General features: G+C 71.2%; 31 protein-coding genes. 8 read left to right on the top strand and 23 right to left on the bottom strand.

Features of this window, described 5'->3' with window-relative positions; genetic code table 11:
* Positions 1 to 46: 46 nt before the first annotated feature.
* Complete coding sequence (locus tag VNM44_RS06595; protein WP_325623946.1) at positions 47 to 982, bottom strand: MBL fold metallo-hydrolase; 936 nt, start codon at positions 980 to 982, stop codon at positions 47 to 49.
* 249 nt (positions 983 to 1231) lie between these two features.
* On the opposite strand from VNM44_RS06595, the gene VNM44_RS06590 reads away from it, so the two are divergent.
* The 6 genes from VNM44_RS06590 to VNM44_RS06565 all read left to right on the top strand — a co-directional run bounded on the left by VNM44_RS06590 (position 1232) and on the right by VNM44_RS06565 (position 6584).
* On the top strand, positions 1232 to 1903 hold the full coding sequence (locus VNM44_RS06590; protein WP_325623945.1) for a phosphoadenylyl-sulfate reductase: 672 nt from the start codon (positions 1232 to 1234) through the stop codon (positions 1901 to 1903).
* A 22-nt stretch (positions 1904 to 1925) separates the two neighbouring features.
* On the top strand, positions 1926 to 2846 hold the full coding sequence (cysD, locus tag VNM44_RS06585; RefSeq protein WP_325623943.1) for a sulfate adenylyltransferase subunit CysD: 921 nt from the start codon (positions 1926 to 1928) through the stop codon (positions 2844 to 2846).
* Positions 2830 to 4131 (top strand): sulfate adenylyltransferase subunit 1, encoded by a 1302-nt coding sequence (locus VNM44_RS06580; RefSeq protein ID WP_325623942.1) that lies wholly within the window; start codon positions 2830 to 2832, stop codon positions 4129 to 4131. The genes cysD and VNM44_RS06580 overlap by 17 nt, the downstream gene beginning before the upstream one ends.
* Positions 4132 to 4391: 260 nt before the next feature.
* A complete protein-coding gene (locus tag VNM44_RS06575) occupies positions 4392 to 5282 on the top strand; it encodes a radical SAM protein (RefSeq protein WP_325623941.1) in 891 nt (296 codons plus the stop codon).
* A 40-nt stretch (positions 5283 to 5322) separates the two neighbouring features.
* Positions 5323 to 5952, top strand: a complete 630-nt coding sequence (locus VNM44_RS06570; protein ID WP_325623940.1) for a response regulator transcription factor — start codon at positions 5323 to 5325, stop codon at positions 5950 to 5952.
* A complete protein-coding gene (locus tag VNM44_RS06565; RefSeq protein WP_325623939.1) occupies positions 5949 to 6584 on the top strand; it encodes a sensor histidine kinase in 636 nt (211 codons plus the stop codon). The genes VNM44_RS06570 and VNM44_RS06565 overlap by 4 nt, the downstream gene beginning before the upstream one ends.
* Before the next feature lie 104 nt (positions 6585 to 6688).
* Here VNM44_RS06565 and VNM44_RS06560 read toward each other — a convergent pair whose 3' ends face one another.
* Both VNM44_RS06560 and VNM44_RS06555 read right to left on the bottom strand, forming a co-directional pair.
* On the bottom strand, positions 6689 to 6994 hold the full coding sequence (locus VNM44_RS06560; RefSeq protein ID WP_325623938.1) for a ferredoxin family protein: 306 nt from the start codon (positions 6992 to 6994) through the stop codon (positions 6689 to 6691).
* A gap of 42 nt (positions 6995 to 7036) precedes the next feature.
* Positions 7037 to 7351: a response regulator gene (locus tag VNM44_RS06555; RefSeq protein ID WP_325623937.1), complete on the bottom strand. Its 315-nt coding sequence runs from the start codon at positions 7349 to 7351 to the stop codon at positions 7037 to 7039.
* Positions 7352 to 7384: 33 nt separating this feature from the next.
* Between VNM44_RS06555 and VNM44_RS06550 the strand changes: the two genes are divergently transcribed.
* A complete protein-coding gene (locus tag VNM44_RS06550; RefSeq protein ID WP_325623936.1) occupies positions 7385 to 7708 on the top strand; it encodes a DUF309 domain-containing protein in 324 nt (107 codons plus the stop codon).
* Between the two features lie 21 nt (positions 7709 to 7729).
* On the opposite strand, the gene VNM44_RS06545 is transcribed toward VNM44_RS06550, so the two are convergent.
* Genes VNM44_RS06545 through VNM44_RS06515 form a run of 7 tightly spaced genes read right to left on the bottom strand, consistent with a single transcriptional unit; the run spans position 7730 to position 12313 of the window.
* Entirely contained in the window at positions 7730 to 8452 is a 723-nt protein-coding gene (locus VNM44_RS06545; protein WP_325623934.1) for a cytochrome c biogenesis CcdA family protein, read from the bottom strand.
* Positions 8449 to 8892, bottom strand: coding sequence for a cytochrome c-type biogenesis protein (locus VNM44_RS06540; protein WP_325623932.1), 444 nt, complete (start codon positions 8890 to 8892; stop codon positions 8449 to 8451). Before VNM44_RS06540 ends, VNM44_RS06545 begins: the two co-directional genes overlap by 4 nt.
* Before the next feature lie 4 nt (positions 8893 to 8896).
* Entirely contained in the window at positions 8897 to 9478 is a 582-nt protein-coding gene (locus tag VNM44_RS06535; RefSeq protein WP_325623930.1) for a TlpA disulfide reductase family protein, read from the bottom strand.
* Positions 9475 to 10515, bottom strand: a complete 1041-nt coding sequence (locus VNM44_RS06530) for a L,D-transpeptidase family protein (protein WP_325623928.1) — start codon at positions 10513 to 10515, stop codon at positions 9475 to 9477. Before VNM44_RS06530 ends, VNM44_RS06535 begins: the two co-directional genes overlap by 4 nt.
* Positions 10516 to 10563: 48 nt before the next feature.
* Positions 10564 to 11349 carry a glycerophosphodiester phosphodiesterase gene (locus VNM44_RS06525; protein WP_325623926.1) on the bottom strand — a complete coding sequence of 262 codons (786 nt, stop codon included), beginning with the start codon at positions 11347 to 11349 and terminating at the stop codon, positions 10564 to 10566.
* Positions 11346 to 12023 carry a TIGR01906 family membrane protein gene (locus VNM44_RS06520; protein ID WP_325623924.1) on the bottom strand — a complete coding sequence of 226 codons (678 nt, stop codon included), beginning with the start codon at positions 12021 to 12023 and terminating at the stop codon, positions 11346 to 11348. Before VNM44_RS06520 ends, VNM44_RS06525 begins: the two co-directional genes overlap by 4 nt.
* 29 nt (positions 12024 to 12052) lie before the next feature.
* Positions 12053 to 12313 carry a hypothetical protein gene (locus VNM44_RS06515; protein ID WP_325623922.1) on the bottom strand — a complete coding sequence of 87 codons (261 nt, stop codon included), beginning with the start codon at positions 12311 to 12313 and terminating at the stop codon, positions 12053 to 12055.
* Between the two features lie 57 nt (positions 12314 to 12370).
* Here VNM44_RS06515 and VNM44_RS06510 point away from each other — a divergent pair, with 57 nt between their 5' ends.
* Positions 12371 to 12799 carry a hypothetical protein gene (locus VNM44_RS06510; RefSeq protein ID WP_325623920.1) on the top strand — a complete coding sequence of 143 codons (429 nt, stop codon included), beginning with the start codon at positions 12371 to 12373 and terminating at the stop codon, positions 12797 to 12799.
* A gap of 6 nt (positions 12800 to 12805) precedes the next feature.
* Here the strand turns inward: VNM44_RS06510 and VNM44_RS06505 are convergent, their stop codons facing one another.
* From VNM44_RS06505 to VNM44_RS06445, 13 genes are all read right to left on the bottom strand, one after another.
* Positions 12806 to 13006 carry a hypothetical protein gene (locus VNM44_RS06505; protein ID WP_325623918.1) on the bottom strand — a complete coding sequence of 67 codons (201 nt, stop codon included), beginning with the start codon at positions 13004 to 13006 and terminating at the stop codon, positions 12806 to 12808.
* Positions 13003 to 13314 carry a hypothetical protein gene (locus tag VNM44_RS06500; RefSeq protein WP_325623916.1) on the bottom strand — a complete coding sequence of 104 codons (312 nt, stop codon included), beginning with the start codon at positions 13312 to 13314 and terminating at the stop codon, positions 13003 to 13005. Before VNM44_RS06500 ends, VNM44_RS06505 begins: the two co-directional genes overlap by 4 nt.
* 18 nt (positions 13315 to 13332) lie before the next feature.
* Positions 13333 to 13830 (bottom strand): DUF501 domain-containing protein, encoded by a 498-nt coding sequence (locus tag VNM44_RS06495; RefSeq protein ID WP_325623914.1) that lies wholly within the window; start codon positions 13828 to 13830, stop codon positions 13333 to 13335.
* A gap of 27 nt (positions 13831 to 13857) precedes the next feature.
* Entirely contained in the window at positions 13858 to 14193 is a 336-nt protein-coding gene (locus VNM44_RS06490; RefSeq protein WP_325623900.1) for a septum formation initiator family protein, read from the bottom strand.
* A gap of 39 nt (positions 14194 to 14232) precedes the next feature.
* The gene (pyk, locus tag VNM44_RS06485) at positions 14233 to 15645 is read right to left on the bottom strand and encodes a pyruvate kinase (protein WP_325623899.1); all 1413 of its coding nucleotides are present in this window, start codon (positions 15643 to 15645) and stop codon (positions 14233 to 14235) included.
* A gap of 47 nt (positions 15646 to 15692) precedes the next feature.
* Positions 15693 to 16970, bottom strand: coding sequence for a phosphopyruvate hydratase (eno, locus tag VNM44_RS06480; protein ID WP_325623898.1), 1278 nt, complete (start codon positions 16968 to 16970; stop codon positions 15693 to 15695).
* 60 nt (positions 16971 to 17030) lie between these two features.
* The gene (mazG, locus tag VNM44_RS06475) at positions 17031 to 17840 is read right to left on the bottom strand and encodes a nucleoside triphosphate pyrophosphohydrolase (RefSeq protein WP_325623896.1); all 810 of its coding nucleotides are present in this window, start codon (positions 17838 to 17840) and stop codon (positions 17031 to 17033) included.
* Positions 17841 to 17850: 10 nt separating this feature from the next.
* Positions 17851 to 18861, bottom strand: coding sequence for a peptidyl-prolyl cis-trans isomerase (locus tag VNM44_RS06470; RefSeq protein ID WP_325623894.1), 1011 nt, complete (start codon positions 18859 to 18861; stop codon positions 17851 to 17853).
* Between the two features lie 93 nt (positions 18862 to 18954).
* Positions 18955 to 22212: a transcription-repair coupling factor gene (gene mfd / locus VNM44_RS06465; protein ID WP_325623890.1), complete on the bottom strand. Its 3258-nt coding sequence runs from the start codon at positions 22210 to 22212 to the stop codon at positions 18955 to 18957.
* A gap of 170 nt (positions 22213 to 22382) precedes the next feature.
* Positions 22383 to 22940, bottom strand: a complete 558-nt coding sequence (gene pth / locus VNM44_RS06460) for an aminoacyl-tRNA hydrolase (RefSeq protein WP_325623888.1) — start codon at positions 22938 to 22940, stop codon at positions 22383 to 22385.
* A 39-nt stretch (positions 22941 to 22979) separates the two neighbouring features.
* Entirely contained in the window at positions 22980 to 23663 is a 684-nt protein-coding gene (locus VNM44_RS06455; RefSeq protein ID WP_325623885.1) for a 50S ribosomal protein L25, read from the bottom strand.
* A gap of 22 nt (positions 23664 to 23685) precedes the next feature.
* Positions 23686 to 24267 (bottom strand): GNAT family N-acetyltransferase, encoded by a 582-nt coding sequence (locus VNM44_RS06450; protein ID WP_325624103.1) that lies wholly within the window; start codon positions 24265 to 24267, stop codon positions 23686 to 23688.
* Between the two features lie 93 nt (positions 24268 to 24360).
* Positions 24361 to 24622 (bottom strand): hypothetical protein (locus VNM44_RS06445; RefSeq protein WP_325623883.1); only part of this gene is annotated, 262 nt, incomplete at its 5' end.

Raw genomic sequence — 24622 nt, 5'->3', positions numbered from 1 at the left:
CCCCGCGGCCCGGGGCACGGGTACTGGGCGGTAGCTCGCCGTCCACTCAGCGCGCAGTATAGGTAACCCGTTCGGCGGTCTCGTGGCGCCGAGCGCCCGCGGCGAGGACGAGGCGCTCGAGGTGCGAGAGCGTCTCCGCGACGGCGAACCGCCTGGCCGCCGGCTTCAGGTCGTCGCCGAACAGCGGGAACGAGACGTCGTACCCGCTCTGTGGCTCGTCATGCAGCATCGCGGCAGTGGCCTGGAGCCGCTCGTCGTGATGGGCGATCAGCTGCCGGGCCCTCCGGACCGGATCCGCAATCGGCTCGCCGTGCCCCGGCAGCGCAAACGTCGGGCCGAGCTCGACAACGGCCCGGAGCGCCCCCACGTAGTCCCCGAGCGGGTCCGGGCGGCTACGCGGCCAGAGGCCGACGGTCGGGGAGATCGGGTCGAGCACGTGGTCCGCGGCGACGAGCACGCCGTCGCGCAGCAGCATCAGCTGGCCATCCGCGTGACCGGGAGCCGCGACGGCCCGCCAGCCGTCGATCGCGTCGCCGGGATCGATCAGCTCGGGGTCGGGCTGGTAGCGGATGAACGGCCGGTAGAGCGAGCCCTGCTCGATCAGCTCCGTGACCATGCCTTCGGGCACGCCGTGACGGCGGAACCAGTCGACGAGGACGGGCCCCCAGTCCGTCTCTCCCCAGACGAGCTCGCACTGCGCGTAGTCGAGGCGCCCCTGGAGCACCGGCGCTCCCGTCAGCTCCGACAGATCGCGCGCGGCACCCACGTGGTCCGGGTGGAAGTGCGTGACGACGATGCGCCGGACGTGGCCGGGAAGCCCCTCGAGCTCCCTGGCCCAGCGCTCCCGCGCATCCGGCAGCCCGAGGCCCGTGTCGACGACCGTCCAGCCCTCGTCCCCGGGCAAGAGGTACGAGTGGACGTGCCCCGGCCGCGTCGGCAGCGGGAGCGTGACGCGCCGAATGCCCCCGGCGAGCTCGTCCATCGACGCAACCCTACGCCGCGCATGGCCGGTCGGGCCAAGGTCCGAAACGGCCCTCTTGACAGAGATCGGTCTCTGAGACCGATCTCCGCCCTTCGCCTCCGGACGGCGAAGATCGGTTCCCGCGATCGCAGCGCCGACGCCGGGGCCACGCTTCGGGGTCGTGAGTGCGTAGAGGCGGTCGTTGCATCGTGCAACGAGTTTCCCTAATGGCCAGAATAAGCATCCGTGATGAGTGGTACCGTTCGCCCGATGGAGCGGAGCGTCGCAGAGCTCGTCGGCGGGACCGACGTCGAGGCCCTCACGGCGGAGGAGGTCGTCGAGACCGTCCTCGAGCGCCTCCACCCCGGCGTGGCGCTCGCCTGCTCCTTCCAGAAGGAGGAGAGCGTCCTCCTCGACATGCTCCTCGAGCGCGAGCCGCGGGCGCGCGTCTTTGCGCTCGACACGCACGTGCTCTTCCCCGAGACGTACGCCGTCTGGCGCCAGTTGGAGCAACGCTACGGGATCAGGATCGAGGTGTTCGAGGGCCCTTCGCTCGGCCGGCAGGCCGCGATCCACGGTGAGGCGTTGTGGGAGCGGAACCCCGACCTCTGCTGCTCGATCCGGAAGATCGGCCCGCTCGGTGCGGCGCTTTCGGGCCTCCACGGCTGGATCACCGGGGTCCGCCGCGACCAGTCGTCGAGCCGCACCGCGACGCCGAAGCTCGGCTGGGACGACCGCCACGAGCTGTGGAAGGCGAGCCCGCTCGCCGATTGGACGGACGACGACGTGTGGGCCTACATCCGGGAGCGCGACCTGCCGGTCAACCCGCTGCACGAGCGCGGATACGCTTCGATCGGCTGCACCCACTGCACGACCCCCGGGACCGGCCGCGAAGGCCGGTGGGTCGGGTCGGGCAAGACGGAGTGCGGCCTCCACGCCTGATTCCTGCACGCCTGAGCCACACGTGACCACGACCGACTCACTCGTCCGCCTCTCGCATCTCGACACGCTCGAGTCGGAGGCGATCCACATCATGCGCGAGGTCGCGGCCGAGCTCGAGCGGCCCGTGCTGCTCTTCTCCGGCGGCAAGGACTCGATCGTCCTCCTCCGGCTGGCCGAAAAGGCCTTCCGCCCGGGCCGCTTCCCGTTCCCGCTCATGCACGTCGACACGGGGCACAACTTCCCCGAGGCGATCGAGTTCCGCGACCGGCGCGTCGCCGAGCTCGGCGAGCGCCTCGTGATCGCGTCGGTGCAGGAGTCGATCGACAAGGGCCGAGTCGTCGAGCAGACGGGCCCGCGCGCGTCGCGGAACCAGCTGCAGACGACGACGCTGCTCGACGCGATGGCCGAGCACGGCTTCGACGCTGCGATCGGCGGGGCGCGCCGCGACGAGGAGCGCTCTCGCGCGAAGGAGCGGATCTTCTCCTTCCGCGACGACTTCGGCCAGTGGGACCCTCGCGCCCAGCGGCCGGAGCTCTGGAACCTCTACAACGGCCGGATCCGCAAGGGCGAGCAGGTGCGCGTCTTCCCCATCTCGAACTGGACAGAGCTGGACGTCTGGCAGTACGTGGCGCGCGAGCGGCTCGAGCTGCCGGCGATCTACTTCTCGCACCGGCGCGAGGTGTTCGAGCGAGACGGGATGCTGTACGCGGCGTCGGAGTTCGTCGAGCGCTACCCCCACGAGGACACGTTCGAGGAGGACGTGCGGTTCCGCACCGTGGGCGACATGAGCTGCACCGGCGGCGTGCGCTCCACTGCACGAACGATCGACGCCGTCGTGCGCGAGATCGCGGCGACGCGGGTCACCGAGCGGGGCGAGACGAGGGCCGACGACAAGGTGAGCGAGGCGGCGATGGAGGACCGGAAGCGTGTCGGGTACTTCTAGCGACGCAGCGCTCCTCGGTCCCGCCGCGGAGTCGACCGAGCTTCTCCGGCTCGTCGCGTGCGGCTCGGTCGACGACGGCAAGTCGACGCTGATCGGTCGCCTGCTCTTCGACACGAAGCAGGTGATGTCGGACCAGCTCGAGCACGTCGAGGAGACGAGCGAGCGCCGCGGCGACGGCTTCTTCAACCTCGCGCTGCTCACCGACGGCCTGCGCGCCGAGCGCGAGCAGGGCATCACGATCGATGTCGCCTACCGCTCGTTCGTGACCCCGTCGAGGCGCTTCCAGCTGGCCGATGCGCCCGGCCACGTCCAGTACACGCGGAACATGGTCACCGGCGCGTCCACGGCCGACGTCGCGGTCGTACTGGTCGACGCCCGCAAGGGCGTGATCGAGCAGACGCAGCGCCACACGTACATCGCCGCGATGCTCGGCATCCCGCACGTCGTCTTCGCTGTGAACAAGATGGATCTCGTCGAATTCGACGAGGGCCGCTTCCGCGCGATCGAGAACGACCTCCGCGAGCTGTCCGAGCGCCTCGGGCTCCGCGACGCGACGACCGTGCCGATCGCCGCGCGACCTGGTGACAACGTGGTCGAGCCCTCCGACCGGCTCGCCTGGTGGGGCGGCGGCACGTTCCTCGAGCACCTCGAGTCGATCGAGCTCGCGGCCGACCGCGACGCCTCGCACCGGCGCTTCCCCGTGCAGTGGGTCATCCGTCCCATGTCGGACGAGCACCACGACTACCGCGGCTACGCCGGCCAGGTCTCGGGCGGCGAGTGGCGCGCGGGTGACGAGGTGCTCGTGCTCCCCTCCGGCCTCCGCACGACGGTGGCCGCTGTCGAGACGCGCGACGGCCCCCTGCCCGTGGGCGTCCAGGGCCAGGCGGTGGTCGTGCGCCTCACCGACGAGATCGACGTCTCGCGCGGCGACATGCTGTGCGATCCCGACGACGCCCCGACCGCCGCCCGCGAGCTGGAGGCGAGGGTCTGCTGGATGAGCGAGCGGCCGGTGCAGACCGGCGCACGCCTCGCCGTCAAGCACACGACGCGTTGGGCGCGGGCGATTCTCGACGAGGTCGTCTCCGTGCTCGACGTGTCGACGCTCGAGCAGGTCCCTGCCGACGGGCTTGTGCTGAACGACCTCGCGCGCGTGCGACTTCGACTCGCCGCCCCGCTGCTCGTCGACCCGTACGCGGAGAACCGGACGACCGGGGCTTTCATCCTGGTCGACGAGGCGACGAACGAGACCGTCGGGGCCGGCATGGTGCTCGCCGCGTCAGCCTGAGCGACTCGACACGCACGAACATATGTTCTATCATTGCCGGTGTGGCTCTGCCAGTCTGGCGCTCCCTCGAACGTCTCGATGACGGCCGCAAGCCCGAGCGACCAGATGATCGCCGCGACCGCGCGCAGTCTTGGGGTCCCTGTGAACGGAGGCTCGAGCGCGAAGAGCAGGACGACGAGTGGGTGCTCGCGCACACGATCCCGACCCCGAGATCCCGCACATGACGGCTGGATCCACGCGGGCCGGGTGACAAGACGGCGATGAGCGTCGAGTACCGCGAGGAGCCCTGTCGGAGCGCGCTCAACCGCGTGAAGGGGATGCCTTTCGACTGGTCGCTCAACCCGTACACCGGCTGCGCGCACCGCTGCACCTTCTGTTACGTCCGCGCGTTCGAAGCTCGGGCGGACCGTCCGTCCGACGACCGCTACGGGCGTTCGATCCGCGTCAAGGTCAACGTCGCCGACGTCCTTCGTCGTGAGCTGGCACGGCCGTCGTGGAAGCGCGAGAGCGTCGCCGTCGGAGCCGCGACGGACCCGTACCAGCCGGCCGAGGGGCGCTACCGGCTGACACGCGCGTGCATCCGCGAGCTCGGCGTCGGGCGTACTCCGTTCTCGCTCATCACCCGCGGGCCGATGATCCGGCGCGACGTCGACGTCCTCGTCGAGGCCGCACAGCGGGCAAAGGTGCACGTCAGCTTCTCGGTGCCGACGCTCGACGAGCGAATCTGGCGCGCGACGGAACCCGGCACGGCGCCGCCGCGCAGGCGGCTCGAGACGGTCCGCATCCTCACGGACGCGGGCATCGACACGGGCGTCGCCCTCGCTCCTCTCCTCCCAGGGCTCTCCGACGAACCGGCGCTCCTCGCCGAGGTCGTGCGCGAAGCGCGCGCTGCGGGAGCGAGCGGGATCTGGGCGAACGTCCTCTACCTCCGCCCGGGCACGCGCGAGCACTTTCTCGAGGCGCTCGCGCGCGACTGGCCCGAGCTGCTGCCCGACTACGAGCTGCTCTACGAGGGACGCGCCTACCTTTCCGCGGCCGAGGTCGAGCCCGTGCGCGAGGAGGTGCGGGCGCTCGCGCGCGCGACATGGGCGCCGCGCAGGCCGTCGATCACGCCCGCGCCGGACGCCGAGCAGCTCCGGCTCGCCGTGTAACGGGGGGAGGCGTCCCACGCCGCTCGTAGAATCCCACTCCGTGGCCGAGAACAACGAGATCACGGTCCTGATCGCCGACGATCACGAGGTCGTCCGCGAGGGCCTGCGGCTCGCGCTCCTGCGCTCGTCGCACATCCGCGTCGTCGGCGAGGCTCCCGACGGCGAAACGGCCGTCGCGCTCGCGGAGCGTCGGCGCCCCGACGTCGTGATCATGGATCTGCGCATGCCTCAGATGGACGGGATCGAGGCCACCGAGGAGATCGTCGCGCGTGTCCCCGACACGAGCGTCCTCGTCTTCACCGCCTACAGCGAGCGCGCGTTGCTGCAGCGCGGCCTCGAGTCGGGCGCCCGGGGCTACGTCCTCAAGGAGGCGCCGCACGAGACGTTGCTCAAGGCGATCGAGAAGGTCGCGGGCGGCGACACGTTCGTCGATCCGGCGCTGATCCCGTCGCTCGCAACGGGCCGCGACGGGCAAGAGATCCTCACGCAGCGCGAGCGCGAGATCCTCCAGCTGCTCGCCGACGGGATGTCGAACGCGGACGTCGCTCAGCAGCTCTTCATCTCACAGGAGACGGTGAAGAGCCACGTGCGTCACATCCTCGCGAAGCTCGAGGCGGAGACCCGCACGCAGGCGGTCGCCATCGCGCTCCGCGAGGCGATGATCGATTGAGCGACGAGCACCTGGTCGCGGAGCGGCTGCTCGCGGAGCGGTCAGAGCGGCGCCGGATCGCCGAACAGCTCCACGACGGGCCCGTCCAGCACGTCGCTGCGCTGTCGCAGATGCTCGACGCCGCGGTGGCGGCCCTGGAGGCGAGCGACGTCGAGTCCGGCCGCCGGGTGGCCGCTCGGGCGCTCGCCGTCGCGCGCGAGGCCGCCGAGGAGCTGCGCGGCATCGTCGCCGGCCTCGAGCCCGTCATGCTCGACGAGGTCGGTCTGGCTGCGGCCGTCCGCGAGCTCGCCCACCGGACGGTCGGTCGCCGGGGGGCCTCGGTGACGATCGCGATCGACGACGAGGGGCTCGGTGAGGGCGCCCGCTCGAGCCTCTTCCAGGTCATCCGCGAGGCGCTCGACCAGGCGGTGCGACGGGGACCGCCGTCCACCGTCTCGATCTCTCTCGAGCGGACGCCGTCGGGCGGCGTCGAGCTCGTCGTATCGGACGACGCGGCCCCCGAACGTCGGCAGGCGGTGATCGACGGCCTCGCCGAGCGCGCCGGGGAGCTCAACGGGACGTTCGATGCGCGCCGCGAGGGAGCCCTCACGACGATCAGGCTCGTCGCGCCCCCCTCCGCAGCCCGGCTCTGACCTGCCTCGCGAAGCGCGATTCCGCAGAAGGGGAATCGCGCAGCCGATCCCCGACCCACGGTCGTGGCCATCCCTGAAGGCGCCCGCTGTCCGCGGTCGCGGCGCTATTCGAGCGGCTCGTTCTGGACGTTGTGCTCGTCGGCGTAGGCCTGCACGAGCGGGTTCACGACCTCGGCGCCTTCCGGGAACGCGTAGTTGATCTTCACGAAAGCGTCCCACTTGTCCGGGAGGGCGTCCTCGGGGAAGATCGCCTCGACCGGGCACTCGGGCTCACAGGCACCGCAATCGATGCACTCCTCGGGGTCGATGATCAGGATCCGGTCGAACTCGTGGATGCAGTCGACCGGGCACACATCCACGCAGGAGCGGTCTTTGATGTCGATGCAGGGCTCGGCGATGATGTACGTCATCTCTAGGGCGAGCCTACCAACGGCATCCGCCGGGGGGCCGGGTCAAGCGTCGACGCCGACGAGCTCCTCGACCACCTGCCGCGCCCGCTCGACGAGCGCCGACTTCACGATCACCTGGTCGAAGCCGGCCGTGTGTGCGCGCTGCAGCCCGAGCGTGTCCGTGTGGTTCGTGAAACCGAGGATCGGCGTCTCGGGCCACGCGTCCGCGACCTCCTGCGCGTCGACCCTCGCGATGTCGCAGATGACGAGGTCTGGCGGGTCGGCGCTGTCGCTCGTGACAAGCCGGTGCCCGGCGAGGAGCCCGTCCAGCCGGGAGCGGACCATCAGGTCGACCCCCACGAGCAGGATCGTCGCCATGGCCCCCGTTCTAGCACCTCGGGGAGCCTCTGCGTGAGTCTCGAGCAGGGCATCGAGCTGATGCGCGCCGAGCGCTGGTTCGACGCGCACGAGGCGCTCGAGGACGAGTGGCGCGACGCGCCCGGGCCCGAGCGGGACTTCCTCCAGGGCCTCGTCCACGTCACCGTCGCCTGGCACCACGCCTCCCGCGGCAACCGGCCGGGCGCGGAGCGTCAGCTCGCGAAGGCGGCCCGCAGGCTCGGCCCGTACGCGCCGGCGCACCGGGGCGTCGCGGTCGCCGCCGTCCTCGGCCAGGTCGAGGCCGCCTCGGCCCGCGTCTCGGAAGGCCTGCTGGACCTGCTGCCGGTCCGGATATAGCGGGGAACCGACGGTTCCCGGCTAGAACACGGGCTCGATGCCGAACCACTCGAGCGCGCGGTTCACGTAGATCCGCAGCACGTAGAAGCGGCCGAAGAAGAGGAGTAGGCCAAGGGCGACCATGACGAGCCCGCCGGCGAACTGGATCGCGCCATAGTGGTCCCGCAGCCAGCGGAAGGCGCCCATCATCCGCGTGAACGCGGCGCCGACGAGGACGAACGGGATCGCGAGCCCGAGCGAGTAGACGGCCAGGAGACCGGCGCCTTCGAGCGCCGTGTCCGACGAGCCCGCCAGCACGAGGATCGCCGCCAGCACCGGCCCGATGCACGGCGCGGCGCAGACCGCGAAGGCGCCGCCGAGGAGAACCCGCGAGCCGCGTGAACGGGCGCCCTGGACGAGCCCCGCCCCGACGAGCCGCTCGGGCCAGGGGAGCAGGCCCATGAAGGCGAGGCCGAAGACGACGAGCACGAAGCCGGCGACCTGCTCGAGCAGGAACTGGTCGCGGAAGAGGCTGCCGCCGAGCAGCGAGGCGCCGACGCCGAGCAGCACGAAGAACGCCGTGAAGCCGAGGACGAACGGGATGCTGGAGACGACGACCCGCCGCGCCATCCCCGGGCGACCGAGCTCGTCGGCCTCGACCGCAGAGACCGCGGAGAGGTAGCCGGGGACGAGCGGGAGGACGCACGGCGCGAGGAACGAGAGGAACCCTGCGAGCAGGGCGACCGGGATCTCGCTCGCGTTCATGCGTCGTAGCGCTCGAGCTCCGCATCGAGCCGGCGCTCGAGCGCGGGGTCGAGCGGCTCCGCGGGCGCCTCGTCGCGGCGGCGACGGCGCCAGCCCCATGCGATCGCCCCGACGCCGAGCGCGCCGCCGGCGAGGATGGCGAGCGGCACGAGCCAGGCGAGTAGGTCGAAGCCCGACTTCGGCGGCTCCGCGATCACCCCGGGGCCGAACTGCGCGACGAGCTCGGCCTTGATCTGCTTCTCGGTCGCCCCCTCCGAGAGGCGGGTCCGGATCACTTGCTTCATCTTCCGCGCGATCGGCGCGTCGGACTGGTCGAGAGTGGTCTTGCAGGTCGGGCAGACGAGCTCGGCCTCGAGATCCGACGGGCTCGGAGCCGCGACCGCTGACGCCGTCGCGGCGAGAAGAGCGACGACGAACAGGACGAGAAAGCAGGCGCGCATGACGCTACGGCGCGTCGGCGAGCGCGAGCGCGATGCCGCGTTCGAACGTCTCGCGGTTCCGCTCGATGTCGACCGCGCCCTCGATCCGCTCGCCCACGAGCGTCCCGGTGCGATCGACGAAGAAGGTCTCCGGGAACCCGCGCACTCCCCACTTCCCGACCGTCGAGCCCTTTCCGTCGTAGGCGACCGGGTACGTGATCCCGTACCGCTTCATGAAGCGGCGCGCATCCGCCTTGAAGTCGTTGACGTCGACGCCCAGCACCACGAGCCCCCGGTCACGGTAGCGCTCGTACGTCTTCTGGAGCACCGGCGCCTCGTCCCGGCACGGGATGCACCACGAGGCCCAGAAGTTGACGACGACCGCTTTTCCCTTCAGGTCGTCGAGGGCGAGCTGCCCGCTCCGGTCGAGGCGGTCGAGCGTGAACGCGGGCGCGTCGACGAGCTTCCCGGCGGCGAGCTCGTCCGCAGCCCCGGTGTTGTCCTTGAAGGCGACACGCCAGATCAGCAGGCCGAGGAGAGCCGCGACCCCGACGAGCGCGATGACCTGCGCGACGCGCTGGAGCGAGCCCTGCCCGCCGCCGGTCACGCCGCGACGATGAACACGGGCGTGCCCACCTCGACCCGCTGGAACAGCCACTCGACCTGCGGGATCAGCATGCGGATGCAGCCGTGCGACGCGGAATAGCCGATCGACGCGGCGTCGGGCGTCCCGTGGATCCCGACGTACGGGGAGGAGATCCCCATCCAGCGCGTCCCGAGTGGGTTCCCGGGTCCTGGCGGGATCGGCTTCGCTCCCTCCGCCCAGGCCGAGCCCTGCGGCGGGTACCACCACGGGTTCCGCTGCATGGTCACGATCTCGAAGTTGCCCGTCGGAGTCGGATAGGCGGACTGGCCGGTCGCGACCCGGAACGAGCGCTTGAGCTTGTCACCGACGTAGTAGAGCAGCTGGTTCGAGCCGCGCTTGATCACGATCGCCTGGCCGAGGTCCTTCTCGGTGACCTTCGGCTCGAGCTCCTGGTAGGGCAGCTCGACCGCCCGCTCGTGCTTGCGGATCGCGAGCGAGAGCTTCTGGGCGGCGATCACCTGCATGAGACGGCGCCCGGGCGAGGAGGGATGCGCGACGGGCGTGAAGCGGCGGAGCGTGAGGCTCGCGTCGACCGGCTCGCGGTCGGTCTTCTTGCCGAGGTCCGTCAGGAAGTGCTTCAGCCTTGCGTTCGCGACGTCGACGCGGAGCGGCACCTGGAAGCCCTCGCGGCGGACACGCACCGCCGTCTTGACCGCCTTGCTCACCCAGGCCGCAGCTCCGAGCTCCTGCGGCGTGACGCGCACCTTTCGATCGGGTGCGACCAGCGTGATCGGCGCGTCGAACCGCTCCTCGACGAGCTCACGCGCCTCCTCCCTCGTGAGGCCGCCCACCAGCAGGCCGCCGATCGTCACGCCGGGCTGGATCAGCTTCGGGCCTGCGGCCGGCGGAAGCGTGGTGGTCGGAGGCTCGGTGCCCGTCGGCGGCGGAGGGACGGTGGTCGGCGGCGGCGTCGTCTCGTCGGCCGAGGCGACGGGCGCGAGCGCGATGAAAAGCGCAAGTGAGCAGGGAAGAACGGCGAGCGTTGCCAGACGGCGCATCGGGGCTGAGTGTATCCAGGCGACTGGTCGGCGAAGGTGAATGATCTGTTATGTGCCGATCGCGGCGAAGATCCTCGGATCGTTCGTGATCACGCCGTCCGCCCCTGCCCGCAGCACGCGCTCGAGGTCGGCGGCCTCGTCCACCGTCCACGCCAGCACCGGCGCCCCGAGGCCGTGTGCGGCGGCCACCGAGCGAGGCGTCACCAGCGCGTGCTGGAGCATGAGGGCGCTTGCCCCGGCGCGCCGGATCAGCCTCGGCAGGAAGCGCGGCGCCGCGGCACGGAGCGACACGAGCCCCGCCCGGAGCACCGGCCGCAGGACGGGACGCCGCGAGACGCCGTAGCGGTCCTCCGGGTACGTGAAGCCGACGCGGATGGCCGGCGCCTCGCGCGCCACGGCGTGCAGGCTCGGCACGTGGAACGACGAGACCACCGTCCGACGCTCGAGGCCGCGGCGGCGCAGAGCCTCCGCGAGCTCGTCGAGGCGGGTGGTCAGCTTCAGGTCGACGTGGAGCCCGACCTCCGGCGCCTCCGCGACGAAGAAGTCGAGTGCCTCGTCGAGCGTCGGCAGCTCCGGTGCGAGCTCGCGCAGCTCCGCGAGTGAGCGTCCACGGACCGGGCCGCTCGCGGCGCCGTGGCTGACCTCCTCCAACCGGTCGGAGTGCGCGAGCACGAGCGGTCCTCCGGGTAGGTCGAGCACGTCGAACTCGACGAGATCCACGCCGTACGCGACCGCCTCCCGAAAGGAGCGAAGCGTGTTCTCGGGCGCGAGCAGCGCCGCGCCACGGTGGCCGATTCGGAGCACGCCGCCGTCACGACGCGTCAGGTCGATCACGCGGCCTGCCGCCGGGCCGCGCGCCGCCACCACCAGGCGAGCGGGGCCAGCAGGATCGCCTGGCCGACCGCGATCGCCGCCGCGAGCCGGGAGACGTCCTGCCAGAACCGCTCCGGGTAGAGGCGGATCAGCGTGTCCGCAGTCGAGAACCGCCAGGAGTTTCCCTCGAAGAAGACCTCGTGGAAGCGCGTGAAGAAGCCGTCGAACCCGAGCAGGATGATCGGCACCGCGAGAAGCGCGACCGCGAGCGTCGCGAGCGCCCCTGCGAGGAGACCGGTCGGCACGACCGTGCGAAGTCGCGTGCGCGCAAGCGCAATGGCGAGGGCCGCGAGGGCGACGAGCACGACGAGCTGGAGACGCAACGCCGCTCCGAAGAGCCGTCGCACGTCTCGCATGTGCGTCAGCTCACGCTCCTCGAAGGCAGGTGAGCCGTTGGGCAGCGTGGCGCGCTCGAGCAGTGCAACGCCTTCCGAGCCGGGGCGGATCGAGCGAAGGCCGGTCAACGCCAGCGCCTGTCGCTGATCTTCGGTGAAGCCGTAGAGATCCGGCGGGATCCGGTCGAGCTCGAAGCGCACGAACGTGTCCGTCGCGAGGACGCGGAACGCGTTGACCACGAGCACAGGTGGGATGACCGCCGCAATCAGGACGACGAGCACGACCGCGACGGCCCGCACGGACGCGCGCGAACGTGGAGCGGCCTGCGCTACAGCCCGAACAGTCGACCGATCTCCCGCCACGTCGTCATCGCAAGCACGGCGCACGCCGCAACGAGGAGCACGAGCACCACCCAGAAGCGCGCGCCCGCACGCCTCGTCCGCTTCCGGTGCTCGACACGCGCGCGGCGGCGGGCCCGATGGAGCTGGTAAGAGCGTCGGACGGCATCCGGATCGGACGTCGGAGGCTCGTCGGGCACGAGCGCGCCCGCGGCCCCCTCCCGTGCCGCCTCGCGTACGTCTTCGACCACCCGGGAAGCATACGACCGCGACGCCCGCACGGTGTCTCGGACATACTCTCCCGCGAAATGGTCACGCGGGAGCGACGCTTCGATCCGGGACTCTTCGGGCTCGGCGACGGGCTCGGCCTCGTCTCGGGGGTCGTGCTCGCGGTCTCCTCGTTCACCGGTTGGTACACCGGCGAGGGGGAGGGCGTGACGATCTCGGTGCTCGGCTGGCACACCGGCGTCCTCGGCAAGCTCGTGCTCTTCGTCGGGCTCGCGGTCGTGCTCGTCCTGGTCCTCCGCGAGCTCGGCATCGAGCCTCCCGCGGCGCTGCCGCAGAGCCTCGTCACCGTCGCGCTCGGCGCGCTCGCCACGGTCTTCGTGCTCGTCCGCGTGATCTCCGTGCCCGACGACTTCTTCTTCGCGAACCGCGGCGTCGGCCTCTGGATCAGCCTCGCCGCGGCGATCGCGGTCATCGTGTCAGGCCTGATCCAGGCCTCCGAAGAGCTCTAGGGCGCGTCAAGGCGCGCGCTGCGGGAGCGGCTCGAGCGTGCGGACGAAGGTCTGTGTGCCGCCCGGAACGGGTCGATCGTCGAGCGCCAGCCCGAGCGCGACGCCGAGCCCGAACAGCACGAGCGCCGCAAGGACGGCCACGAGGACCCGCGGCCAGCGGCGCCTCCGCGCCGGGCGACGCCGAGGCGGCAGCGGGTCGACGGTCACGGCGCGTAGTCCTGTGCCTGGCGGCTGTAGGCGTGGAATGCCGCGTCGCCGGCGAGGCTGACCGTCCGCGCCCAGTTCCGCGACGGCGCGCGCTCCTCGACGACCTCGCGCAGCCACCGCTCGGAGCTGGCGTAGGCGTCCGCCAGCTCGGCGAGCGTGAACGTCGGGCCGAGCCGCCGGCGGAGCTCCTCCAGCACGGCGTCGCGCTGCGCGTGGAGGGCGTCAGCGTCGGACGGGTCTCGCGTCGCCTCGGCGAAACGCCGATCACCTTCCGCCCATTCGCGGCGCGCCGCCGAGACCGTGGCCATCCGCGCGATGCTAAGCGTCTACTGGAGGCGCGTGCAGCACCTCTCGGGCCAGCGCTGCGGCACCTCGTCGAGCACCGCCTCCCCGAGACGGTAGCCGGGGCACGCGAGCGCGAAGGCGACGTGGGCATGGAGGCACTTGAGCGCCGGAGGGTTGCGCGAGCCGCCGATGCCGAGCTCGAGCGACGCGCCGTCGTCGGAGCCGGTCGCGCCGGCCGCGAGCTCGTGGCGGATACGGCCCTGCTCGGCCGTCGCTCGCTCGAGGTCCTCGCGCAGTTCCGGGTCGGCAGCGACCGCGGCTGTCCAGCGTTCCACGCCACCCGAGGCCTCGAGCCGCGAGACGGCCGAGACGAGATGGGGGCACGTCAGGTAGTAGGTCGTGGGGAAAGGCTCGCCGTCCGGGCCGTAGGGCTCCTGCTCCGTGACGGCCGGCAGTCCCCACGGGCAGCGGACGACCACGCGGCGAAAGGTGCGCGGCTCGCGCCCGAGCTGCCGTGCGACGACGGAGCGATCGTCCATCCGGTGACCGTAGCGGCCGCGACGACGTCAGCCGCCGGGGTGGGTGCGCTTCCAGGCAGCGGTGCCCTTGACGATGAACAGGTGCTCGCCAGGGCGGACATAGCCGATGCGGCGAGCGGCGCGGGCCAGCTCCTCGAGGCTCGTCGCGCGTTCGAGGCGCGCGGACACGCGCGCGCGTTCCGCACGGAGCGTCGCGACCTCCGTCCTGCGCCCGTCGAGCTGGTCACGCGTCTCGAGGTACGTCGTGATCGGGCGAACGTAGAGGTAGCCGACGACTCCGAGGACGAGCACGGGCAGCAGCCACTTCGGCGCCCTGCGGCGTCGCAGGCGCCGTCGCCTGGTCTGCTTCCCCTTCCCGGCCACGGCGCCCTCTTCGCCGCGCCGAGCCGCGCCCCTTTGCCCCTATGCGAGATCGACCTTGATGACGTTCGTGCCGCCGGGAAGGTTCACGGCCGTGCCTGCGGTGATCACGATACGTTCGCCGCTCGAGACGAACCCGGAGTCGCGCGCCGCGGCGATCGACCGCGTCCAGAGGTCCTCCACGTCGGTGGTCTCGGTGATCTCGAGCGGCGTGACGCCCCACTCGAGCGCCAGGTGGCGGAGCGAGTCCATGTTGTGCGTCAGCGCCAGGATCGCCCGCTGCGGCCGCAGCCGTGCCACCGCCGACGCCGTGCGGCCGGTGAAGGTCGGCACCAGGATCGCGCTCGCGCTCAGGGCCTCTGCGACGTCGCAGGCGGCGTTCGACATCGCCTGATCGATCGTCGGCTCGTCGCTCGCCTGCGGTGTCTCGTGCCGGTAGCCGAGATGCGGCTCGACCGCGAGCGCGATGCGGTCCATGACGGCCACGGCTTCGACCGGGTGCTCGCCGATCGCCGTCTCGCCCGAGAGCATGATCGCGGACGTCCCGTCGAGGATCGCGTTCGCGATGTCGGACGCCTCCGCGCGGGTCGGTTCCGGCGAGTGGATCATCGACTCGAGCATCTGTGTGGCCGTGATCACGGGCTTCGACCGCTCGAGCGCGTGGTGGATGATTCGCTTCTGGAGGAGCGGCACCTCGGCCGCCCCGATCTCGACGCCGAGATCGCCACGCGCGACCATCACGCCGTGCGCCTCACCGAGGATCGCGTCGAGCGCCGCCACCGCCTCGGCCTTCTCGATCTTGGCGATCACCCAGGCGTGCGAGCCGCGGGCTTCGATCAGCGTGCGCAGCGCCGTCACGTCGGAGGCCGACCGCACGAACGAGAGCGCGACGAAGTCGACGCCGAACTCGAGCGCGGCGTCGAGGTCGTCCAGGTCCTTGCGGGTCAGCGAGGGAATCGGCAGCGGGATGCCGGGGACGTTCACGCCCTTGTGCGCGGCGACGGTGCCGCCGACGACCACGTCGCACCGCGCCCGACCCCGCTCGACACGGTCGACGCGCAGCCTGACCATCCCGTCGTCGATGAGGACGTCGTTTCCGGGCTGGAGCACCGACCCGAGCACGGCCGGGCTCACAGGGATGTCGCCGTCCTGCGCCGCGTCCTCGCCGGCGATCACGACGGAGCCGCCGTCCTCGAGCTCGACCTCGTGGTCGAGGTCGCCGACGCGGAGCTTTGGCCCCTGGAGGTCGGCGATCAGCGAGATGGGGCGCCCGGCGGCGGCCTCGGCGTCGCGGACGAGCTGCGCGGTGCGCGCGTGGTCGTCCTGTGTCCCGTGCGAGAGGTTGAGCCGGGCTCCGTCCATTCCGGCTTCGATCAGTGCGGAGACCGTCGCCGGGTTCGCGGAGGCGGGCCCGATGGTGGCGACGATCTTCGTGCGGCGCGTGTGCCCGGTCACGCGGGTCAGGGTAGTTGCTCCGTCGCCGCGCCCGGGCTCGGCGGGACTCACGAGGAGCGCCGCGGAAACGCGTCCCAGCCGGGATAGGCAGCCTCGTCGCCGAGCTCCTCCTCGATCCGCAGGAGCTGGTTGTACTTCGCGACACGGTCCGAGCGCGTCGGTGCCCCGGTCTTGATCTGCCCGGCATTCGTGGCGACCGCGAGGTCGGCGATCGTCGCATCCTCCGTCTCGCCGGAACGGTGCGAGATGACGACGCGATAGCCGTTGCTCGTCGCGAGCTCGACCGCGTCGAGGGCCTCCGTGAGCGTCCCGATCTGGTTGACCTTGACGAGGATCGCGTTCCCGACCCGCTCCTCGATCCCACGGCGGAGGAAGTCGACGTTCGTCACGAACAGGTCGTCCCCGACCAGCTGGACGCGACCGCCGAGACGGTCGGTCAGCGTCTGCCACCCCTTCCAGTCGGACTCCCCGAGCCCGTCCTCGATCGACACGATCGGGAAGCGGTCGCAGAGGTCGGCCCACAGGTCGATCATCCCGGCCGTGTCGAGCGTGCCGCCCTGGCGCTCGAGCCGGTAGGTGCCGTCGTGGTGCAGCTCGCTCGTCGCGGGGTCGAGTGCGAGGGCGACACGGTCGCGGTGTCCGGCACGCTCGGCCGCCTCGAGGATCGCCTCGCAGGCGTCGTACGCGGATCCGAGGTCGGGCGCGAACCCGCCCTCGTCGCCGACGCCGGTCGAGAGGCCCCGCTCGTGGAGCAATGCCTTCAGGTGGTGATACGTCTCTGCACCGATCCGCAGCCCCTCGCCGAAGCTCTCGGCGCCTGCCGGCACGAGCATGAACTCCTGGAAGTCGAGCGAGTTCTCGGCGTGCGCGCCTCCGTTGACGACGTTCATCAGCGGCACCGGCAGGACGTGCGCATTCGTGCCGCCCACCCACCGGTAGAGGGGCACGCCGGCGTCGGCCGCCGCAGCCTTCGCAACGGCGAGCGACGCACCGAGAATCGCGTTGGCGCCGAGCCGCGCCCTCGTCGGCGTGCCGTCGAGCGTGACGAGCGTGCGGTCGACGGCACGCTGGTCGGTCGCGTCCAGGCCGAGGAGCGCGTCGGCGATCTCGCCCTCGACGTGCGATACGGCACGCCCCACGCCCTTCCCGAGCCAGGCCTCGCCTCCGTCCCGCAACTCGACCGCCTCGTGCTCGCCCGTCGATGCTCCGGAAGGCACCGCGGCGATCCCGAACGCGCCCGACTCGAGGCCCACCTCGACCTCGACGGTCGGGTTGCCCCTCGAGTCGAGGATCTGGCGTCCGTGGACGTGGACGATCTCGCTCATCGCGTTTTCCCGCTCACGCAGGAGAACACTAGGCACTACTTCGCGATTCCGTCGCGGTGACTAGCGGCGCTCGGCGGAGCCGAGAGCCGCCTTCGCGCGCTCGTACCAGCGCTCCTGGCCGGCGAGGTCGAGCGCCGCCCAGTCCTCACCCGCGTCGGCGGCGAGCTCCTCCGCCCGCTCGACGCGTTGCCGGAAACGCGCCGCCGCTCCGCGAAGCGCGAGCTCGGGATCGACGTTCACGAAGCGGGCGAGGTTGACGACCGTGAAGAGCAGGTCCCCGAGCTCGGCCTCGACGGCGGCGTCGGGCTCGGTTTCCGGCGCGGGACGTCCGGCGCGCTCGAGCTCGTCGAGCACCTCGTCGACCTCCTCGCGCACCTTCGCCGCAGGCCCTTCGAGCGACGGCCAGTCGTAGCCGACCGCCGCAGCGCGCCGCTGCACCTTCCGTGCCAGGAGCAGCGCGGGAAGCGACCCCGGAACGTCGTGGAAGATGCCGCTCCGGCCCTCCTGCTCCGTCTTGATCGCCTCCCACCGCTCACGCACACGTCCCGCCGTCCGGGCCTCGGCGTCGCCGAACACATGAGGATGGCGCCGCACGAGCTTGTCGTGGACGGCGCGCGCGACGTCGTCCAGGTCGCCCGCATCCTGCTCCTCGAGGAGGAGCGACAGGAAGTAGACCTGGAAGAGCAGGTCTCCCAGCTCGTCGCGCAGTTTCTCCGGGTCGCCGGCGCGCGCCGCGTCGGCGACCTCGTACGCCTCTTCGACGGTGTGGGGGACGATCGTGACCGCGGTCTGCTCGCGGTCCCAGGGGCATTCCGCGCGAAGACGCCGGGTCAGCTCACGGAGCTCTGCGAGCGGCCCGTCCGAGCCCACGGGTCGGACGCTATCCGGAGGTCGTCGTCGACTGGTTCGTGGTCGACGTGTCGGGCGGCTCGAACCCGGCGGCGTACTGGACCTTGTCCTTGTACGACTTCTCCACCTTCGCGACCCAGTCGTTCACCGCGCTGTTCTTGCGCTCGGACTCGAGCTGCGAGCGGATCTGGCTCTTCACCTGCTCGAACGGCGTGACCGAGCCCGGCTTCACGGCTGCGAGCGGCTGGATCAGGTGATAGCCGAACTGCGTCTTGACCGGCTGCGAGAGCTCGTTCGTCTTCAGCGCGAATGCCGCCTTGTCGAACGCAGCGACCGTCTGCCCGCGCGTCACCGTGAGCTTGCCGCCCTGGTCCTTCGACCCGGGATCGAGCGACTTCTCCTTCGCGATCGCCGCGAAGTCGCCGCCGTTCTGGAGCTGGGAGTGGATCGCGTCAGCCTCGGCCTTCGTCTTGACCAGGATGTGGCGGACGGAACGCGATTCGGGAACCGAGTACTTCTGCCTGTTCTGGTCGTAGTAGCTCTTGACGTCCGCGTCGGTGATCTTCACGTCGTCCGTGACCTTCTTGTAGATGCCCTCGGTGACGAGCTGCGAGCGGATGTCGTCGCGCAGCGTGTCCACCGTGTATCCCTGGTCGGCCAGCCCTTTCTCGAACTTCGCCTGGTTACCGCCGAAGTACTGCTTCTTCACCTCGTCGAGCTTCTTCGTGATCTGCCCATCCGTCACGTCGATCCCGAGCTTCTCGGCCTCGCGCGCGTACTCCTGGCGCTGCACGAGGTACGCGACCGCCTGCGTCTGGAGTGACTGGTACTCCGACGTGCCCGCCTTCGGGAAAGAGCGCTTCTGCGCCGTGTAGGTCTTCTTCGCGCGCGTCAGGAGGTCGTCGAGCGTCGTCCGGCTGATCGACGTGCCGTCGACCACCGCGACGGCGTCCGCCGGCACCTCGTCGGAGCCGCCGCAGCCCGCGGCGACGACGGTGACCGCGGCCAGGGCGGCGGCGGCGAGCAGGAGCGAACGCTTCATCGAGACCTCTTTGTAGGGGACGTGCGGTTACGGACGGGTTACGCTCTGTTCGGGAAAGGTTCGGCGTCGGGGCGGACGGTGTGGAGCGACGTGTCAGGCGGCCCGGCGAGCGGCAACGATAGCATCGGCGAGTGCGAGGGCACCTTCCAGGCCCTCGGCCCGGATCGCCACCTCCTGACGGGCGGACGTGTAGACCGCCGTATCGGCGATCCCCCGGAGCGCACGTAGCTCCGAGGCCGCGAGCCCCACCGGTCCCACCGTCGCGCGCCCACCCCGGAAGACGAGGTAGTCGGCGCCTACCAGGGCGAGCGCCAGCTTCGCCTGCTGGATCCGGAAGAGGTTGTCCACGGGCTCGGGGAGCGGCCCGTACCGGTCCTCGGTCGCGGCTCGGAGCTCACGGAGCTCGTCGTCGTGCTCGGCGAGCGCGATCCGTCGATGGAGGTCGATCTTGAGCGCCTCGGCGTCGATGTACGTCGCCGGCACGAAGGCGTCGACCCGTGCGTCGACGCGAACGGGACGGACGGCTACCCGCGCCTGGCCGGAGAGCTCGGCGACCGCCTCGTTGAGCATCTCGACGTAGAGCTCGAAACCCAGGGCGGCCACGTGCCCTGACTGCTCGGCGCCGAGGAGGTCGCCCGCGCCCCGGATCTCGAGGTCGCGCATGGCGATCTGGAACCCGGCCCCGAGCTCCGTGTGGTCGGCGAGCGTGGAGAGGCGCGCACGCGCCTCGGGCGTCAGCTCGCTCGGATCCGGATAGAAGAGGTACGCGTGGGCGGTGACGTCCGAGCGGCCGACCCGACCACGAATCTGGTAGAGCTGGGCGAGCCCGAGCGTGTCCGCGCGCTCGATGATCAGGGTGTTGGCCTGAGGGATGTCGATGCCCGACTCGATGATCGTCGTCGACACGAGCACGTCCGCGTCGCCGGCCAGGAACTCGTGCATGCGCTCCTCGAGCTCGCGCTCGGTCATCTGCCCGTGCGCCACGAGGAACCGGAGCCCCGGACACAGCTGCCGCAGCTTCTCGGCCGCCTCGTCGATCGTCTCGACCCGGTTGTGGAGGTAGAAGGACTGTCCTCCCCGCGCGTGCTCGCGCTCGAGGGCGACGCGCACGAGTTCCTCGTCGTACTCACCCACGCTCGTGCGAATCGGCCGGCGCCCCTCCGGCGGCGTCTCGATGATCGAGATGTCGCGGAGGCCCGAGAGCGACATGTGCAGCGTCCGCGGGATGGGAGTCGCCGAGAGGGCGAGCACGTCGACCTCGAGGCGGAGCGCGCGCAGGAGCTCCTTCTGCTGCACGCCGAAGCGTTGTTCCTCGTCGACGATCACGAGGCCGAGCTGCTTCGGGATCACGTCGCGCGAGAGGATCCGGTGCGTACCAACGAGGACATCGACCTTCCCCTCGGCGAACTCTCGGAGCACGGCCTTGACCTCGGCCGGCCTGCGGAAGCGCGAGACCATCTCGACACGTACCGGGAAGTCGCGGTAGCGGTCGCGGAACGTGTTCCAGTGCTGCTCCGCGAGAATCGTCGTCGGGCAGAGGAAGAGCACCTGGCGGCCGTTGACGGCGACGGCGAACGCCGCGCGGACGGCCACCTCCGTCTTACCGAAACCGACATCGCCGCAGACCAGGCGGTCCATCGGCCGCGGCGCTTCCAGATCCTCGCGGACAGCCTCGATCGCGCGCTGCTGGTCGTCCGTCTCGCGATACGGGAACGACGCCTCGAGCCGCTCGATCCAGTCGCTCGAGAGGTCGTTCGCGACGCCCTCGGCGCGCTGCCGCTGCGCGTAGAGCTGCAGCAGCTCGCCGGCCAGCTCCCGGACGGCCGTTCGCGCGCGGGCCTTGAGGTTCTGCCAGGCCTTGCCGCCGAGCTTCGAGAGGGCCGGAGCCGTGGCATCCGCCCCGATGTACTTCGAGAGCCTGCCCAGCTGGTCGTGCGGGACGTAGAGCCGGTCCTCGCCACGGAAGGCGAGATGCAGGTAGTCGCGCGTGACGCTCGCGACCTCCTTCGTCTCGAAGCCGAGGAGCTTGCCGATGCCATGGTCCTCGTGGACGACGTAGTCGCCGACCCGCAGGTCGGCGAAGCTCTGGAGCGCCCGCCCCAGGCGCCGGTCGGCACGCGGCGGCCGCTTGCGGAAGACCTGGGTGTCCGGGAGGAGCACGAGCCCGAGCTCCCGCCACACGAATCCGCGGCGGGCCGGTGCCACGGCAAACCGGAGGCCGGGCCTGGACGGGAGCGATTCGCCCGCGTGCAGGAGCGGCGCGTCGACCTTGCGGAGCAGCGCTGCCTGGCGCTCGGCCTCGCCGCGGTGAGCGAAGGAGACCACGACGCGGCTTCCGCCGCGAACGAAGCCCGCGAGCTCGTTCTCCGCCTCGGCGAGCCCCCGCGCCGCGACAGCGGGTCGCTGCGCCTCGAAGGCGTGCGGCTGCGAGCGCGGGAACGGATCGAGCTCCGTCGCGCCTGCGCGCGACGGGAGCGCCACGTCGCCCTCGTCTGCGGCCTGGAGGACCTCGTCCGGCTGCCATACGAGGTCGACGGAGCGCTGCACGGGCGGCACGAGATCGGCCGCCACGGCGACGGCCTCATCGCCCTCGTCGGCTCCGAGGTCCGGCTCGACGGTGTCGGCACGACGCTCGGCGGCCGGATAGACCACCGTCTGGTCGGCCGTGTGCAGCGCGCGCTGCGTGAACGGCGAGAAGGCCCGCACCTGCTCGATCTCGTCTCCGAAGAGCTCGACGCGCAAGGGTTCGCGACCCGTCGACGGGAACACGTCCACGATCCCGCCGCGCACGGCGAACTGTCCGCGTTCGTCGACCCGGTCGACCCGCTCGTAGCCCGCGAGTGCAAGCGCCTCCGCGAGCCCGTCGACACCCGGCTCGTCACCGACACGGAGCTCGATCGCCGAGGGGCGCGCCCCGGGCGGAGGAAGCCCCTCGCCGAGCGCGGCCACGGAAGCGCACACGAGCCCGCCGGCGCCCAGCACGTCGAGGGCGCGGAAGCGCTCGCCGACCAGGTGTGGAGGCGGTGCGAGGCCCGAGTCGAGCGCGACCCCGCGACTCGGCATGAACGCGACCTGCGCGGCGCTCGTGAACCACGACGCTCCGTCGGCCGCATCGCGGGCATCCGCATCGTCGGGGAGCAGGACGAGCAGCGAGCGCCCGAGCTCCTCGTGGAGCGAGGCGAGAAGCAGCGGCAGAACGGGCTCCGAGACGCGCGCCCGGGTCGGCAGCGTGCGGGCGAACGCCTGGAAGCGCTCGTGGGCGCGCAGCTCGTCCACGAAGGCCGCGAGCGGCGCCGAGTCGGTGCGGATGGCGGTCTGGTCCATGGCTTCGGCGGGGAGGGCGCCCCGCACGGCCATCGTACTGCCCGACCACTGCCCGGCCACGATGCCCGACGACCGGAAATGGCCACACAACGCCCCCCAGGGGCACCCCCGTGCCCTGCTTTCACGCTATCGGTGAATGTGTGACCGAGGGGTGCCGACTTCGCACCGAATGTGCGCCGCCTCTGTGGCAGCTTCGCTCAGTTGAAGCGGCGCTGCGTCTCCTCGAGCCCCTCACTCGCGAGCGTCTCGACCGCGTCGGCTGCGCGCGAGACGATCGCCGCCACGTCGTCCTCCGGCGCGAAGGCGGAGAGCACGTAGTCGGCGACGGGCCGCGGATCCCCGCGGCCGGGACGGCCGACGCCGACGCGCATGCGGAGAAACTCCTGCGTCCCCAGGCGCTGCGCAATCGAGCGCAGGCCGTTGTGGCCCGCGAGTCCACCACCGAGGCGCGCCTGGAGCCGCCCGGTCTCGAGGTCGACGTCGTCGTGGACGACCACGACCTGGCCCGCCGGGAGCTTGAAGAAAGCCGCCGCGGACTGGATGGACGCACCCGACTCGTTCATGTAGGTCTCGGGCTCGAGGAGCGCGAGCTTCATCTCAGCGACTCTGACGTCGGCCAGGCGCCCGCGGAACTTGCTCTTGAAAGAGCCTCCGTGACGGCGCGCGAGCTCGTCGACGACCATCCATCCGACGTTGTGGCGGTCATGCACGTGCTCGCGGCCGGGGTTGCCGAGCCCGGCGACGAGGAGATCCATCGAGGTTCCGCCCTCTCCCCTGCGGAAGAGGCGCACGGCCTACTCGGAGTCGGACTCGGCGCCGGCCTCCTCGGAGGCCTCGCCCTCTGCCGTCTCCTCGCCTTCCTCGCCCTCCGCGGCCGCCGCCGCCTCCGCCTCCTCGAGCTCCGTGATCCCGCGCGGGATCGAGCAGTTGGCGAGCACGACCTGCGGGTCGTCGAGGTACGTGACTCCCTCCAGAGAGGGCAGATCCTCGATGCGCACCGTGCCGCCGACCTCGAGTGACGAGATGTCGGCCTCGATGTGCTCGGGGATGCCCGTGGGCAGCGCCTCGACCTGGATCTCGCGCGTGACCTGCTGCACGATGCCGCCCTGCTTCGACCCGGGCGACTCGCCGACGAGCTGCACCGCGACCGTCGCCTGGATCGGACGGTCGAGCCGCACCTCGTGGAAGTCGACGTGCGTGATCGTGCCGCGGATCGGGTGCCGCTGGAAGTCCTTCAGAACCGCGTGGTGCGGAGTCGTCTGCCCCTCGACCACCACGTCGACGATCGCGTGGAGGCCCGACGCCCCGGTGAGTGCCGCGCGAAGCTCGCGCTCGCCGACGACGATCGCGCGCGTCGAGCCCTTGCCGTAGAGAACGCCGGGCACGAGCCCCTCCTTGCGGAGGCGGCGCACGCGCCGCGAGCCGACCTGTTCGGCTCCGCGCTCGGAGACCTCGAGTGTGACGCGATCGCTCGACATCGGCGGAGGATTGTAGCGGAGGCTAGAGCTCGATTCTCCGCCCGAGGGCGTCGAACGCGTCGACCTGTACACGCGCGACGGGGGACGACCCGACGTCCTCGGAGAACATCGTGAAGACGACCGAGTCGCGCCGCGGCTCTCCTTCCGCTGCGGGGAGGCGTCGCCGGAGCGTCGCCTCCTCCGTGAAGCCGAGCGCGCGTGGAACGCGGAGGCTCGCCGCGTTGGCCGGATCGACGTGGATCTCGACCCGGTCGACGCCGCAGACGCGAAATGCGACGTTGGTCAGGGCCGCGGTCGCCTCCTGCGCGAAGCCCCGCCCGACGTGCGAGGCACGGACCCAGTAGCCGATCTCGAGCGACCCCGAACCGACTCTCGTGTGGAGGCCCGAGCCACCGATCACCTCGCTCTCGTCGCCCGCGAAGACCCCGTAGACGAAGTCCTCGCCGAGGTCGAAGCGGCCTCGGAACGTGCGCAGCAGTTCGGCTTTGTCGTCGAGCGACGTCGGTTCGTGCGCCGCCCACGGCATCCACGCACGCAGATGAGCCAGGCTGGTGTCGATCGCGTCCTTGAGAAGCGGCGTGTCGCGCGGGTCCCAGCAGCGGATCGTCAGCCGCTCGGTCTCGATCCGGTAGGGCGGCGGTGGGTGGTCGACGGCCAGGTCGTCAGAACAGCTGGTTCGTCGCAGGGGCGTCTACGGTCACGGATTCGACGGTATCAAGCCGTCTTCGGTCACGTGAGGATCGCTCAGGTCAGGTGAGTCGGGTAGAGAATGGGTAGAAACAGCGGCGCCTAGAAGCCGTTCTTCTGGTGCCGCCGCCTCGTCCTCGAACACGACGCCGGCGAGCCGCAGGTACCGCTTCGTGGTCGCCATGTTCGAGTGTCCGGCCTTCGTCATCAGCGCCACAGGCTTGGCCCGGCGATCGCGTCGTTCGTAATCGACGTGACCCGCAAGTCGTGGG

This window comes from Gaiella sp., assembly GCF_035558935.1.
GTDB lineage: Bacteria > Actinomycetota > Thermoleophilia > Gaiellales > Gaiellaceae > Gaiella.
This window is presented reverse-complemented; position numbering and strand designations above follow the sequence as displayed.

Coding starts and splice junctions, on each gene's coding strand:
- pth (WP_325623888.1), bottom strand. CDS start 22,940: ATGGATCTCCTCGTCGCCGGGCTCGGCAACCCCGGCCGCGAGCACGTG.
- VNM44_RS06500 (WP_325623916.1), bottom strand. CDS start 13,314: ATGGCCACGGTCTCGGCGGCGCGCCGCGAATGGGCGGAAGGTGATCGG.
- VNM44_RS06595 (WP_325623946.1), bottom strand. CDS start 982: ATGGACGAGCTCGCCGGGGGCATTCGGCGCGTCACGCTCCCGCTGCCG.
- VNM44_RS06470 (WP_325623894.1), bottom strand. CDS start 18,861: ATGAAGCGTTCGCTCCTGCTCGCCGCCGCCGCCCTGGCCGCGGTCACC.
- VNM44_RS06560 (WP_325623938.1), bottom strand. CDS start 6,994: ATGACGTACATCATCGCCGAGCCCTGCATCGACATCAAAGACCGCTCC.
- VNM44_RS06495 (WP_325623914.1), bottom strand. CDS start 13,830: ATGGACGATCGCTCCGTCGTCGCACGGCAGCTCGGGCGCGAGCCGCGC.
- VNM44_RS06530 (WP_325623928.1), bottom strand. CDS start 10,515: ATGCGCCGTCTGGCAACGCTCGCCGTTCTTCCCTGCTCACTTGCGCTT.
- VNM44_RS06575 (WP_325623941.1), top strand. CDS start 4,392: ATGAGCGTCGAGTACCGCGAGGAGCCCTGTCGGAGCGCGCTCAACCGC.
- VNM44_RS06540 (WP_325623932.1), bottom strand. CDS start 8,892: ATGCGCGCCTGCTTTCTCGTCCTGTTCGTCGTCGCTCTTCTCGCCGCG.
- VNM44_RS06455 (WP_325623885.1), bottom strand. CDS start 23,663: ATGTCGAGCGATCGCGTCACACTCGAGGTCTCCGAGCGCGGAGCCGAA.
- VNM44_RS06590 (WP_325623945.1), top strand. CDS start 1,232: ATGGAGCGGAGCGTCGCAGAGCTCGTCGGCGGGACCGACGTCGAGGCC.
- VNM44_RS06545 (WP_325623934.1), bottom strand. CDS start 8,452: ATGAACGCGAGCGAGATCCCGGTCGCCCTGCTCGCAGGGTTCCTCTCG.
- VNM44_RS06555 (WP_325623937.1), bottom strand. CDS start 7,351: ATGGCGACGATCCTGCTCGTGGGGGTCGACCTGATGGTCCGCTCCCGG.
- VNM44_RS06510 (WP_325623920.1), top strand. CDS start 12,371: ATGGTCACGCGGGAGCGACGCTTCGATCCGGGACTCTTCGGGCTCGGC.
- eno (WP_325623898.1), bottom strand. CDS start 16,970: ATGAGCGAGATCGTCCACGTCCACGGACGCCAGATCCTCGACTCGAGG.